The organism is Bacillus sp. FSL K6-3176 (genome assembly GCF_038003325.1).
GTDB classification, from domain to species: Bacteria; Bacillota; Bacilli; order Bacillales; family Bacillaceae; genus Bacillus; species Bacillus altitudinis.
Genome location: NZ_JBBOOX010000001.1, coordinates 1,263,222 through 1,276,191 on the forward strand (window position 1 = coordinate 1,263,222; position 12,970 = coordinate 1,276,191).

At 43.5% G+C, this 12,970-nt stretch carries 12 protein-coding genes; 10 read left to right on the plus strand and 2 right to left on the minus strand.

Annotated features, from left to right (window positions below; all coding sequences use genetic code 11):
• The first annotated feature begins 60 nt into the window (after nt 1–60).
• The 8 genes from pdhA (at nt 61) to MHB38_RS06590 (ending at nt 7,724) form a co-directional block, all read left to right on the plus strand.
• Nucleotides 61–1,044 carry a pyruvate dehydrogenase (acetyl-transferring) E1 component subunit alpha gene (pdhA, locus tag MHB38_RS06555; RefSeq protein ID WP_008346257.1) on the plus strand — a complete coding sequence of 328 codons (984 nt, stop codon included), beginning with the start codon at nt 61–63 and terminating at the stop codon, nt 1,042–1,044.
• A gap of 31 nt (nt 1,045–1,075) precedes the next feature.
• A complete protein-coding gene (locus MHB38_RS06560; protein ID WP_026050078.1) occupies nt 1,076–2,056 on the plus strand; it encodes an alpha-ketoacid dehydrogenase subunit beta in 981 nt (326 codons plus the stop codon).
• Between the two features lie 17 nt (nt 2,057–2,073).
• Nucleotides 2,074–3,396 (plus strand): dihydrolipoamide acetyltransferase family protein, encoded by a 1,323-nt coding sequence (locus MHB38_RS06565; protein ID WP_019743462.1) that lies wholly within the window; start codon nt 2,074–2,076, stop codon nt 3,394–3,396.
• 12 nt (nt 3,397–3,408) lie between these two features.
• Nucleotides 3,409–4,791, plus strand: a complete 1,383-nt coding sequence (gene lpdA / locus MHB38_RS06570) for a dihydrolipoyl dehydrogenase (protein ID WP_008346251.1) — start codon at nt 3,409–3,411, stop codon at nt 4,789–4,791.
• Between the two features lie 31 nt (nt 4,792–4,822).
• Entirely contained in the window at nt 4,823–5,518 is a 696-nt protein-coding gene (locus tag MHB38_RS06575; protein WP_052320225.1) for an SDR family NAD(P)-dependent oxidoreductase, read from the plus strand.
• Nucleotides 5,496–6,281, plus strand: coding sequence for an SDR family NAD(P)-dependent oxidoreductase (locus tag MHB38_RS06580; RefSeq protein ID WP_008346247.1), 786 nt, complete (start codon nt 5,496–5,498; stop codon nt 6,279–6,281). Before MHB38_RS06575 ends, MHB38_RS06580 begins: the two co-directional genes overlap by 23 nt.
• A 93-nt stretch (nt 6,282–6,374) precedes the next feature.
• Nucleotides 6,375–7,331, plus strand: coding sequence for a sugar-binding transcriptional regulator (locus MHB38_RS06585; RefSeq protein WP_007498849.1), 957 nt, complete (start codon nt 6,375–6,377; stop codon nt 7,329–7,331).
• Nucleotides 7,332–7,394: 63 nt separating this feature from the next.
• Nucleotides 7,395–7,724, plus strand: coding sequence for a bh protein (locus MHB38_RS06590; RefSeq protein WP_341002948.1), 330 nt, complete (start codon nt 7,395–7,397; stop codon nt 7,722–7,724).
• A 13-nt stretch (nt 7,725–7,737) separates the two neighbouring features.
• Here the strand turns inward: MHB38_RS06590 and MHB38_RS06595 are convergent, their stop codons facing one another.
• Nucleotides 7,738–9,063 (minus strand): APC family permease, encoded by a 1,326-nt coding sequence (locus MHB38_RS06595; protein WP_019743458.1) that lies wholly within the window; start codon nt 9,061–9,063, stop codon nt 7,738–7,740.
• Nucleotides 9,064–9,392: 329 nt separating this feature from the next.
• Between MHB38_RS06595 and MHB38_RS06600 the strand changes: the two genes are divergently transcribed.
• The gene (locus MHB38_RS06600; protein ID WP_046343339.1) at nt 9,393–10,343 is read left to right on the plus strand and encodes a ring-cleaving dioxygenase; all 951 of its coding nucleotides are present in this window, start codon (nt 9,393–9,395) and stop codon (nt 10,341–10,343) included.
• 242 nt (nt 10,344–10,585) lie between these two features.
• Here the strand turns inward: MHB38_RS06600 and MHB38_RS06605 are convergent, their stop codons facing one another.
• Nucleotides 10,586–11,905, minus strand: a complete 1,320-nt coding sequence (locus tag MHB38_RS06605) for a S1C family serine protease (RefSeq protein WP_341002951.1) — start codon at nt 11,903–11,905, stop codon at nt 10,586–10,588.
• A gap of 169 nt (nt 11,906–12,074) precedes the next feature.
• Here MHB38_RS06605 and proG point away from each other — a divergent pair, with 169 nt between their 5' ends.
• Entirely contained in the window at nt 12,075–12,899 is an 825-nt protein-coding gene (gene proG / locus MHB38_RS06610) for a pyrroline-5-carboxylate reductase ProG (protein ID WP_025207214.1), read from the plus strand.
• Nucleotides 12,900–12,970 lie beyond the last annotated feature (71 nt).

Consider the following 12,970-nt stretch of genomic DNA (forward strand, 5'->3'; position numbering starts at 1 on the left):
TTAAACGTATGATAATTACAAATGTAACATATAAGAACAAATGTAAAGGGGAGAGAAGAAATGCAAAAACAAATCACTTTGCCTGAACAGATTAGTCATGAGAAATTAGCAGATTTATATAAACAAATGTGGTTAGTAAGATATTTTGATGAAAAGGTCGATCAATTCTTTGCTAAAGGATTAATCCATGGAACGACCCATTTATGTGTTGGACAGGAAGCATCGGCTGTTGGATCTATTGCTGTGTTAAAGGATGAAGATAAGATTGTCAGTACACACCGCGGACATGGTCACTGTATTGCAAAAGGTGCAGAGGTCAATAAAATGATGGCTGAACTATTCGGACGTGAAACAGGTTACTGCAAAGGAAAAGGCGGTTCCATGCATATTGCCGATTTAGAAAAAGGAAACCTTGGGGCAAATGGAATTGTTGGCGGCGGTATTCCGCTTGCAACAGGTGCGGCGCTCACGTCCAAGATGAAAAAGGAAGGCTTTGTGGTCCTTTGTTTCTTCGGAGACGGTGCCACAAATGAAGGTAGCTTCCATGAAGCGCTGAATCTTGCTTCCATTTGGGATTTACCTGTTGTGTTTATTTGTGAAAACAACCAATACGGCATGTCTGGTCCTGTGAAAGAAATGATCAACATTGAAGACATCTCAACGAGAGCAGAAAGCTACGGAATGCCAGGGAAAACAGTTGATGGAAATGACATGGTTGAGATCATGAATACAGTAGATGAAGCGGTAAGCCGTGCAAGAGCTGGAGAAGGGCCATCACTCATTGAAATGAAAACGTATCGCTGGAAGGGTCACTCAAAGAGTGATGCGAAAAAATACCGTACACGTGAAGAAGAGACAGAATGGAGACAAAAAGACGGAATTAAACGCTTTAAGTCACTCTTAATGGAGCTAGATGTTCTGACAGAAGAGCAGGCTGCTCGTTTACAAGAAGAAGCGAAGCAAGAGATCGAGGCATCTGTTGAATTTGCGAAAAATAGTAAAGAACCATCAATTGACACACTATTAGAGGATGTATACGCCTAATTAGGAGGGGAATCACGTGACAAACACGACAGTGAGAGAGATTTCATATTTAGAAGCCGTTCGAGAAGCAATGAGTCAGGAAATGAGAAAAAATCAAGATGTCTTCATTTTAGGTGAAGATATCGGCGTATACGGTGGCGCATTTGGTGTCACGCGCGGGATGATCGAGGAATTCGGTCCAGAACGCGTCCGCAATACGCCAATTTCAGAGGCTGCCATCGCAGGAGGCGCAGTCGGAGCGGCTTTGACAGGGATGCGTCCGATTTTAGAACTACAATTCTCTGACTTTATTACAATTGCAATGGATCAGCTTGTAAACCAAGCAGCGAAAACACGTTACATGTTTGGCGGAAAAGGGAAAGTGCCGCTTGTTGTCAGAACACCAGCAGGTTCCGGGACAGGTGCCGCAGCGCAGCACTCCCAAAGCTTAGAAGCGTGGATGGCTCATATTCCTGGACTAAAGGTGGTTCAGCCTTCAACAGCTTATGATGCAAAAGGACTTTTAAAAGCAGCAATGGATGATGACAACCCTGTCATTTTCTATGAACACAAGCTTTTATATAAAACAATTGGTGAAGTACCAGAAGAGCAGTATTCGATTCCTTTAGGGAAAGCGGATGTGAAGAGAAGCGGAAAGGACGTCACAATTGTCGCAACAGCCATTATGGTGCACAAAGCGCTCGAAGCAGCGAAGGAACTAGAAGCGGAAGGAATCGATGTCGAGATCATTGATCCGAGAACGCTCGTCCCATTAGATGAAGAAACCATTATTGAATCTGTGAAAAAAACAGGCAAATGTATCGTTGTGCATGAGGCAGTGAAACGCGGCGGCTACGGCGGAGAGATTGCCAGTATGATAGCGGAGAGTGAAGCCTTCGACTATTTAGATGCACCTATTAAACGACTTGGCGGTCTTGCCGTCCCAATACCGTACAACCCAACGCTGGAAAAAGCAGTCATTCCACAAGTGCCAGATATTATTGAAGCAGCAAAAGAGCTCGTGCGCTCTTAAGTAAAGGGGAGAAGATCATGCCAAAAGAGATATTTATGCCGAAGCTAAGCAGTACGATGGAGATCGGTACCTTGCTTCAATGGTTTAAAGAAGAAGGAGATTCGGTTGAAATCGGTGAGCCTCTATTTGAAATTATGACAGACAAAATCAATATCGAGGTTGAAGCCTATGATGATGGCGTTTTTCTAAAGAAATATTACGAAGCAGATGATCAGATTCCAGTCAATGCTGTCATTGGATATATCGGAGAGGCAAATGAGCAGGTACCGAGCGAGCCGCCAGCGCAGTCAGATGAAGCATCTTCTGAAGACAGCGGAACGTCATCACCATCTGAACCATCTGTTTCGACTGACGTTGAACCAACGGTGAATGAGAAAGTACGCGCAACACCTGCAGCGAGAAAAACGGCAAAAGATCACCAAGTAGCCATTCACGAAGTATCTGGTACAGGACCAAAAGGCAGAATTCAAAAACGGGATGTCGAAGCGTCCCTTCATACGAACGAGGAAGGCCAGCGCATATCACCACTTGCAGGAAAAGTGGCTGCTCGTGAAGGGATCGACTTAGCGAATGTTGCTGGTTCTGGCGTCCACGGAAAAATCATGAAGAGTGACGTAAAAGCAGCAGGCGCACAAAAGGCAGAGGCTGCTCCAGTGAGAACACAAAAACTAGCCGGGATGAGAAAAGTGATCGCAGATCGCATGTCACAAAGTGCCTTTACAGCACCGCACGTCACATTAACAAGTGAAATTGATATGACAAAAGCAAAAGAAGTGCGCAAACAGCTGCTCCCAGCGATTGAAAAAGAGACAGGCTACAGATTGTCGTTTACAGAAATCATCATCCATGCGGTCAGCAGTGTCCTCACGCGCCATCCGCAAATCAATATGACGTTTGAACAAAATGAGCTCCATTTCCATGAGGATGTGCACATTGGTCTTGCGGTTGCTGTGAAAGACGGCTTAATGGTTCCGGTCATCTCTCATGCAAATCAAAAAGGGCTGAAACAGCTCACAAAAGAAGCAAAAGAAATTGGTCGAAATGCACGCGATCAAAAGCTGCTGCCAGACCAGTTGAAGGGGTCTACATTTACCATTAGTAACTTAGGGATGTATGCCATTGACACGTTTACCCCAATTATTAATCAGCCGGAAGTGGCGATTTTAGGTGTTGGACGCATTCAAGAAAAACCTGTAGTGATCGATGGAGAAATTCAGGTGCGGCCAATGATGGGCGTCAGTTTATCATTTGATCATCGTGTGGTAGATGGTGCACCAGCAGCAGCCTTTTTAACAGACCTTAAAAAAGTGCTTGAACAACCATTTGAATTGCTAATGTAGGAGATGAATCGGATGACAAAAACGTATGATCTGACAGTCATTGGCGGAGGGCCTGGCGGATATACTGCCGCCCTTCAAGCCGCTGAACGTGGACACAAGGTTGCATTGATTGAAGAGGATTTTCTAGGGGGGACTTGTTTAAATCGAGGCTGTATCCCTTCAAAGACACTGCTCAAACATGCAGAAGTCATTGAATCCATTGAGAAAGCAAAAAGCTGGGGAATCGAAACAGGTGAGATGGTTCTTTCTTTCGATAAAATGAGAAAACGTAAAGATGATGTCATCGAAAAACTCAGGGGCGGAATCGCCTTTTTATTAAAGCAAGGAAAGATTGATGTATATAACGGCAGAGGGACAGCTGTGACAAAAAATCGCATTGACATTGAAAAACAAGATGGGTCAGAAACGATTGAAACAAAAGAGCTGATCATTGCCACTGGCTCATCACCTGCTATTCCGCCTATTCCAGGGCTCAAAGAGATTCAATTTGACACAAGTGATACGATCTTTGACATCCCAGATATTCCTGCATCTGTCGTCATCATTGGCGGGGGTGTGATTGGTCTTGAGCTGGCCTGTATCTTCCAGAGTCTCCAATCAAAAGTCACCATTATAGAAGCCGCTCCGTCGATTATTCCGCAGGAAGATGAAGAAGCGTCGAAATTACTAGAAAAAGAATTGAAGAAAAAAGGCATCCATATCGCAAAGAAAACGACGGTGACAGAGGTAACAGAAAGCGAAGGAGTCAAAGCGATTCATGCGACAGACGATAAAGGAGAGACGCACATCTTTACGGCTGAAAGACTGTTAGTTTGTGTCGGAAGAAGACCAAATGTATCTGCTGTCAGTCAGCTCGATCTTCAGCTGGATGGCCCTTTTATTAAAGTAAACGACGAGATGAAGACAAGTGCTGAAGGTGTATATGCAATTGGCGATGTAGCCGGCGGCTATCAGCTCGCTCATGCGGCGATGGCAGAGGCAGCCGTTGCAGTTAGCAATATATGCGGCGAGCCTGAAAGAATGAATCACGACATCGTTCCTAGATGTATTTATACATTGCCAGAGGTAGCGAGTGTTGGGCTGACTGAGAAAGAGGCGAAAGCGAAAGGGCTGAACGTGCGGGCAGAGCGATTTGATTTAGCTGCAAGCGGAAAAGCGTTGGCAGCAGGTGTTCAAACAGGTTTTATTAAACTCGTGTACGATACCGTTTATGGTGAAGTCATTGGCGCTACAATGGTTGGTCCGCATGTAACGGAGATGATATCAGAGGCTTCCTCATTTATGTATTTAGAAGGAACAGCTGAAGAGATGGCCAAAATGATTCACCCGCATCCTACCATCTCAGAAGGCTTTTATGAAGCAGCTCTTGATATTGTGAGTAAGCTGAGAAAATAAATGCCAAACAAGGGATAGGGAGGAGATCCGTGTGCACGTCCAGCTTCATCAGAAAGTGGCACTTGTGACAGATAGCACAGATGGATTTGGAGAAGCCATCTGCCTGGCTTTGGCCCGGGCAGGTGCACATGTTTTCATACACGCTTTTCGTGATGAATCAAAAGCAAAGTCGATTAGCAAAGACATTGAAAAATTAGGCGGCCAATCAACTGTTGTCATCAATCCGCTTGAGACACCGCGTGATGCTACGCTTATGCTAAGACAAGTCATCGATACATGCGGCAAGCTTGATATTTTAGTCAATCAAGCCGAGCAAAAAGCAGATGGGGGGATTGATGACGTAAGTCCTGAGATATGGGTCGATGAAGTGGAAAGATCCGTAAATACAGTCTTTCTTTCCAGTCAAGCCGCTGTGTGGCATATGGTGGATCAGAAGCAGGGCTGCATTATTAATATTTCCTCATCAGGGAGCATAACAGGTGACGGTGGGATCTCACATGCTACATCAAATAGTATGTTGAATGCCATGACAAAAGGATTAGCGCGCGAATTTAAAGACAAAGGCATTCGGGTATTGGCTCTACTTCCGCCGCCTCTCCATTTGCTTCCTGACAAAGAGCAAATCAAGGAGACGGTGGCTCATATGACGGTTTTCTTAAGTACATCGTACGGTGCATTTACAGATGGAGCAGCGATTATGCTTGATGGGGGTGAGAGCGCTGGCTAATCAACAAAAACCAGTTCTCATCGTAGGTGGTGCCCAAGGGATCGGCAAAGAAATTGCTCAGCGTTTTTTAAAAGAAGGGCATCGTGTAGCTGTGTCAGATATAGATGAACAGGGACTTTCGCTTTTAAAACAACAGCATCCTCAGCTGCTGACGTTCCAAGCTGATGTTTCATCGTGGGAAAGTGTTCAGCAGATGACGTCAGCAGCTGAAAGGGAGCTGGGTGGCATTGGGCATCTTGTCTATTCAGCAGGAATGACGAAATCCCTTCCTTTTTTAGAAGTTGATTTTTCACTTTGGAAAAAAACACTGGCTGTGAATCTATATGGTCTTTTCTACTGTATCAAAGCATTAGCACCCTATCTATGTGAGCGGAAAGAAGGCAGCGTCGTCATTATTGGATCAGGATCTGCGATAACAGGCTCTGGCGGCGGCATCCAGTATTACGCGTCAAAAGCCGGGGCATTTGGTCTCATGCGTTCGCTTGTAAAGGAATTGGGTTCCCATCATGTCCGCATCAATGTCATTGCACCACGCGTCATTGAATCTCAGATGCTTGATACGCTCTATCCGACTGAGCTTGAGAAAAGTCAGCTTCGATCACTTATTCCTATCGGGAGATTAGGAAAACCAGAAGATATTGCTGGAGTCACTTTATTTCTCGCAAGTGACGAGGGAAGCTATTTGCACGGACAGATACTCTTATTAGATGGCGGGAGAACGTATCAGCCTAAATATAGCGAGGGAAAAAGAGCGGAGAGTTGATCGCTCTTTTTGTCATTTTCATAACAATTGTTCCAATTAGAAACGAATGTTTGGTATACTGGTAATCATAGTATATTAAAAGGATGATGTCACATGCTGAATTGGGAAGAAAGACGACAGCTCGTCAAGGTTGCTCATCTTTATTATACAGACGGGTGGACGCAGCAGGAGATTGCAAAAAAACTCAATGTCTCAAGACCAGTCATTTCAAAGCTCTTACAAAAAGCAAAAGATGTGGGAATCGTTGAAGTGTACATTAAAGACGAAAGTATTCATACAGTGGAACTTGAAAAACAGCTGGAAACGACCTTTCAATTAACGGATGCTGTCGTTGTTCCAAGTGTCGGGACAATGTCTGAGATGGTCAAACGGGCAGTCGGTCAAGCGGGCGCCTATTATCTTTCTAAAAACATGAAAGGCGCTGAGAAAATCGGTATTTCATGGGGGACCACACTTGCCGAGCTAGTGAAGGAATATCCATTTGAACGAAGAAACGATGTCAAAGTCATTCCTTTAGAGGGTGGAATGGGCAGGCAGGCGGTCGACATTCACGCGAATCAGCTGGCGTATGAGCTGGCAAAGAAAATGAATGGTACGTGCTCCTATTTATATGCACCTGCGATCTTAGAAACAGAAGAATTAAAAGAGCGGCTGATGGCGATGCAGGACATAGAAGCTGTGCTTGAAGAAGGCAGAAATGTTGATATTGCCCTCATCGGTATTGGGAATCCGCATAAAGGCTCTACATTGAAAACAGTCGGTTATTTAAAAGAAGAAGATTTGTCTGGTTTAAGGCAATCAGGAGCTGTTGGTGATATTGGTTTTCGTTTCTTTGACGGGGAAGGGAAACCAGTCCAAGATGAGCTGAACCAAAAGGTGATTGGATTATCGTTAGAACAATTAAAGAGCGTGAAAAAAGTCATCGCAGTTGTGGAAGGAACCCATAAAGCTGAAAGTATTTTAGGGGCTTTAAACGGCGGCTTTATTCAGGTGCTCGTCACCGATGAATTGACTGCGGCAGCTATTTTAAAGGAAGCATCTGTCCAATAAACAGCTGACAGCCATCGTATTGTATAAAAAGAGCAACATCAAACGAGAAAGGAGCTGTGTATCTTGAAGAAAACCGAAATGGAAGCAAACCTACACTGTACTCGGTGCCAAGAAGAGACCCTCCACAGCATCGTTTATGTGAATGATCAGATGAAAAGCGTTGAGTGTACAGAGTGTCATCAGATAATCAGTGTGCAAGTCGACATCATAAAGGAATTTTACAAAGAAGTATATGAAAAAATTGCGACAAAGCCGAAGCGGATGACGCAGGAGTATAAGGCGAATCTGAATGGATTTATTTCAAGACTCCCCATCCGGGTTTTAAGTAAGCCATACCGGCTGATGAGATATTTAAACGAATCTTATAAGGTCATTAAGCAATATAAAAAATAAAGCAGAGGCTATTTTAGCGCTCTGCTTTATTTTGTGTTTTTTTCATATAGTAATAAATCGGCAGTCCGGCAATGCCGATCAGCATGGAGATCAGGCAGCTTTGCCAATCGGTGATCATGGTGCTGATTAAGACAAAGAAAGAGCCGATAATCGCAATGATCGGTGTGAGCGGGTAAAGTGGTACGCTATAAGCGCGCTTCATTCCCTTGTTTTGTTTTCTTAGCTTAAAGACAGCGAAAAAGGCCATCACATAAAAGATGTAAATCATGAAAATTGAAACCTCTGACAGCTTCTCGGGATTACTGACGATCATAAACACAATGGCAATCAAAATCTGTACAAATACAGCGATCCAAGGTGTTTGAAAAGTAGGATGAATGCGTGAAATGGCTTTGGCAAATGGAATTTGTTTTCGTTCTGCCATCGCAAAAATGACACGCGGGAACGAAAGAACCTTTCCATTCAAACAGCCAAAGATACTAATGATGATTCCGATACTAATAATTTTACCGCCAATGGGACCAAAGAGCATTGTAGCAGCTGTGCTTGTTGCATTTTCACCTAGTTGAACGATTTGATCAGCTGGTAACACATGCAAAAGGGCGATGTTAATAAAGAGATAACATGCTGTGACAATTAAAATACCGCCTGCCATCGCGCGAGGAAGCAGTTTCTCTGGATTTTTCATTTCACCGCCAAGCGCTGCAAGCAAAATCCAGCCATCATAGGCGAATAATGTCGCCAAAATTGCTGCACCGAAGTTCATCTGAGCGATACTCTCATTGACGGCTGTGAAAATATGTTCATTTCCTTTCCATAAGCCAAACACAATAATTGCTGCAATTGGAACAAGCTTTCCAATCGTAGTCAGCCCTTGGACAAAACCGCCGTATTTCGTTCCCATGATGTTGATCACACATAAAAAAAGAACGGTGATAATGCCAATGGTTGTAGCCCATATAGATGAAAGAGAAAATAAATTAGCTAATAATGAACCAAAATAAAGACCAAGAGCACCAATAATCGCTGGCCCGTAAATAATAATTTGCACCCAGCCACATAAGTAGCCCCAAAATTCACCGTATACTTCTTCAAGATAGGCATATAAACCGCCAGTACGTGGGATTTGTGTACCAATTTCAGCGACTGTGAGTCCGCCTGCAAGGGTTAAGATCCCGCCTAACAGCCATGCGAATAAGGCGATGCCTGAGCTTCCTGAATAAGAAAGGACGTTGCCAGGCTTCATAAAAACGCCAGATCCAATAATTGTTCCGATGACAAGAGATAGGGCAAAAAATAAGCCGATGTCTTGTTTTAACGCTGGTTGTTCTTTGTTCATTACTCACGACCTCCTGCATCACTTTCATACGTTACTGTGACATGTATTTTGTTCATTGTAATACGATTTTAGGAAAACAAGAATTAAAAAAATTTTCTGATTTTCGTATTTGTATTTAAAAGTGTTCGTTTATTGGAGATATTAGGATGAATGTTGTCTTAAAAGCGAACAATAAAAGAATATTTTTGATTTAATGTTAATTTAATAGGCGAAAGCCGAACATCCAATAAAGATGCAGCCGAATGGTTGACTTTTCTTCTAAAATGACCTATTTTATTCATAAGGATATTATCTTGAATTCGAGATATTTTATAATAGGAGTGAACACAATGAAAATAAATGGGATTCACCACGTATCAGCACTAACAGCAAATGCTCAGAAAAACGTTGATTTCTACCGCCAAATCCTTGGCTTAAAACTGGTGAAAAAAACAGTCAATCAAGATGATCCATCGATGTATCATCTATTTTATGGAGATGAGGTCGCCTCACCTGGTACAGAGCTGACGTTTTTTGAAATACCGATGCTCGCCCGCCGGCTGGACGGAACAAATGCGATCTCACGCACAGGTCTGATTGTCACTTCAGAAGAGGCACTCGCCTTTTGGGAAAAGCGCTTTGAAGAAAAAGGTGTAAAGAAAGAAACAGCTTCTTTAAGAGGCGGCAGACCTGCCTTGAAATTTACAGATCCAGAAGGACAGCAGCTGTTTTTGACTGTAGAACCAAGCGTGCAAGATGGAGCGAAGCCGCCAGTGCATGATGAGATTCCTGCTGATTTTGCGATCAGAGGTTTGGGACCAGTAGAATTAACAGTCGCAGAAGCAGATAAAACGATCAGTGTGTTAACGAGCATCCTTGGTTTCACAGAAAAAGCACGTGAACAATCAAATGATGGGGAAATCGTGACGATTTTTGAATCAGGACAAGGCGGAGCTGGAACAGAGATTCATGTTATTGAAAAAGCAGAAGGACCTGTTGAGCGATCTGGCAGAGGGAGTGTTCATCACGTAGCTTTTCGTGTAGCGGACGCAGAAGAGCTTGAAAAATGGCATGATAAAATAGCCAAAGCCGGTTTCACCAACTCTGGTGTTGTAGAACGTTTTTATTTCAAAGCCCTATATTTTAGAGAGCCAAACGGCATTTTGTTTGAAATCTCAACAGACGGTCCGGGATTTACAGTGGATGAAAGCGTAGATGAGCTTGGTGATCAATTAGCACTTCCACCATTTTTAGAGCACAAACGAGCAGAAATTGAACAAAGATTGGTCCCAATCAAGTGAACATGAAAAAAGCAGCTCAATTTTTATGAGCTGCTTAGATTGTTGACAAAGGGCTAAAATGAACTTTATTTTAGCCCTTTGTCTTCTTTTCAGTGTGATAGAAAACCTTTGCAGTCTAGAAAGGACGAGCACTGGCACGGAGCGAATTTGACATTCGTGAGTACCAGCGCACAGGACTGACAAAGAATGCGAGGGTTTGTCTACACGCTGAGCAGCTCAATTTTTATGAGCTGCTTTTTTCGTTAAGAGCTGACTTGCTTTGATTCAGATTGTGTTAATGTCACTTGTTTTGTTTCTTCTTTTCCATTACGAACGAGAGTGATGCTGACGGTATCTCCCACTTTTGCATTCGTGTAAAGCTCGTGACGTAATTCACTGCCGGTTGTCACTTTTTTGCCATTGATGGCGGTGATGACATCCTCTGCCTTTAATCCAGCTTTTGCAGCAGGTGAGCCAGCAGCGATTTCTTTTACGTACACGCCTTTATCGAGCTGACTGCTTGTCAGTCCAAGCGTTTCCTTCTGATAAGCATCTGGAACTTGTTCGAGATCCAGCATGCTGATACCGATATAAGGTCGTTCGATTTTTCCTTTTGTGAGAAGCTGCTCTGCAATTGGTTTGACATCATTGATTGGGAGCGCAAACCCGATACCTTCCACACCTGTTTCAGAAATTTTCATACTGGTGATCCCCACAACCTTTCCGTCTGTTGTTAACAGCGGCCCGCCGCTGTTGCCGGGGTTAATGGCGGCATCTGTTTGAATGACATTAATACTGCTTTCGCCAGCTGATGTATCCATAGACACTGTTCGATCGACACCGCTGACAATTCCTTGCGTCACTGTTCTTGATAAATCTTCACCAAGCGGGTTTCCGATTGCGATGACGGTTTCTCCTGCACGAAGGGATGAGGAGTCTCCAAGTTCAGCGACTTTTGTAACGCCACTGCTACTAATTTCCACGACAGCAAGATCAGTCAGCGGATCAGAGCCGACTACTTTTCCTTCCACCGTCTTGCCATTATGCAAGGAGACTGTTAATTTACTTGCTCCTTCAATCACATGGTTGTTTGTTAATACATAGGCTTTACTGCCCGATTTTTTGAAAATAACCCCTGATCCGGTACCGCTTTCTTGCTCTTGACTGCTACTGTTTTGATTTTGCTGTGATCCATCAAAAGGTGTGTTCATATCACCAAAATCTGTGGTTGTTTGACTTTGTGTTTGATAGTTTGTAATGCCGACGATGGCTGGTGATACGTTTTCGACCATACTGGAAATACTGCTGGTCGAATTCGATGTTTGTGACGCTGTTGTTTTTGACGAATTTGTACTTGTATCATTTGTCGATACAGCGGCTGTTTTCGTTGACGAATCAGTTGAATGATTTTCTGAATGCTGAGCATATGGAGTTAGAACGTAAACACCTAACGCTAACGTACCGCCTACAATCCCGCTGACAAATGGCTTCAGCCAGCCACTTGGCTTCTTCTGTGTTTTTTTCGGCTGTTCAATGGTTTGTAATTCATAAGAAGTGTGTTTTTCATCTTTGTGTTGTGTCATTAAGATCACTCTCTTTCATCGATTTTTACATGTATGTGTTCAAGATGTTTGACCGTATGTGGTGGATACTGACTTTATCGTAAGAAAAAAGTGTGGGATAAAAATGAAAACATTGTGGGAAATTGTTAAAATAAGTAGTGAATCTAAGCAAAATAGAGGAGATTAAACTGTGGAGACTATTGGAATCATTGGATATGGAAGCATGGCAGATATGATGGTACAAAAATGGCTGGATAAAGGAGTACTTCATGCCAGTCAGTTTATGATCCATACACGAAGTGAAACGGAGCGTCTGCAACAGCTGAAAGAGAAGAACCAGCATGTCAACATTTGCTCTTTAGATGACATCTCTGCATCATGTGATGTCGTGTTTGTTTGTGTACCACCGCTTGCTGTACTTGATGTCTTAGATCAACTGAGCCTCGCAAAGACATCTCTTCATATCGTATCAGTGGCAGCGGCTGTCACGTTAGACAAATTAATGCAACATACGAATCAGCCGGTGTCTAGATACATTCCCACTTTGACATCAGCCGTAGGGACGGGTGTATCCCTTGTGGCGCATGGTGAAACCGCTGGGCAGGAGGCGCAAGAACGGCTCCACCGCCTGCTTTCAGCTTTTAGTATCGTCAGGGAAGTGGAAGAGGACCGCTTTGATGCGGCGAGTAATTTGACAAGCTCTTCTCCGGGCTTTATTGCAGCAATCTTTGAAGAAATGGCGAGAGCCGCTGTTCGGAATAGTGAGCTTTCTTTAGAAGAAGCCTATGAATTTTTAACATATGCGCTGCTCGGTACAGGACAAGTTCTTGTTGAACACGGACTGACATTTGCTGAAACGGTGAACAGGGTCGCAACAAAAGGCGGGATTACAGGAGAAGGCGCTGCAGTCATCCAGCAGCAGGCACCGCAAATGTTCGATGACTTGTTTACACAAACGATGAAAAAATATGCGCAACTAAAATCGCAAATCGATGAAGCAGACAAACACCACTAAAGACATAGCTAGTGGTGTTTTTTCTGTAAATTAAATCCTTTATCATCAATGCTTTTGACCTGTATTACCTG

Bases quoted from the DNA above. Each gene is read 5' to 3' on its own strand.
- MHB38_RS06595 (WP_019743458.1), bottom strand. From the start codon at position 9,063: ATGAACAAAGAACAACCAGCGTTAAAACAAGACATCGGCTTATTTTTT.
- lpdA (WP_008346251.1), top strand. From the start codon at position 3,409: ATGACAAAAACGTATGATCTGACAGTCATTGGCGGAGGGCCTGGCGGA.
- MHB38_RS06600 (WP_046343339.1), top strand. From the start codon at position 9,393: ATGAAAATAAATGGGATTCACCACGTATCAGCACTAACAGCAAATGCT.
- MHB38_RS06580 (WP_008346247.1), top strand. From the start codon at position 5,496: ATGGGGGTGAGAGCGCTGGCTAATCAACAAAAACCAGTTCTCATCGTA.
- MHB38_RS06565 (WP_019743462.1), top strand. From the start codon at position 2,074: ATGCCAAAAGAGATATTTATGCCGAAGCTAAGCAGTACGATGGAGATC.
- MHB38_RS06585 (WP_007498849.1), top strand. From the start codon at position 6,375: ATGCTGAATTGGGAAGAAAGACGACAGCTCGTCAAGGTTGCTCATCTT.
- pdhA (WP_008346257.1), top strand. From the start codon at position 61: ATGCAAAAACAAATCACTTTGCCTGAACAGATTAGTCATGAGAAATTA.
- MHB38_RS06605 (WP_341002951.1), bottom strand. From the start codon at position 11,905: ATGACACAACACAAAGATGAAAAACACACTTCTTATGAATTACAAACC.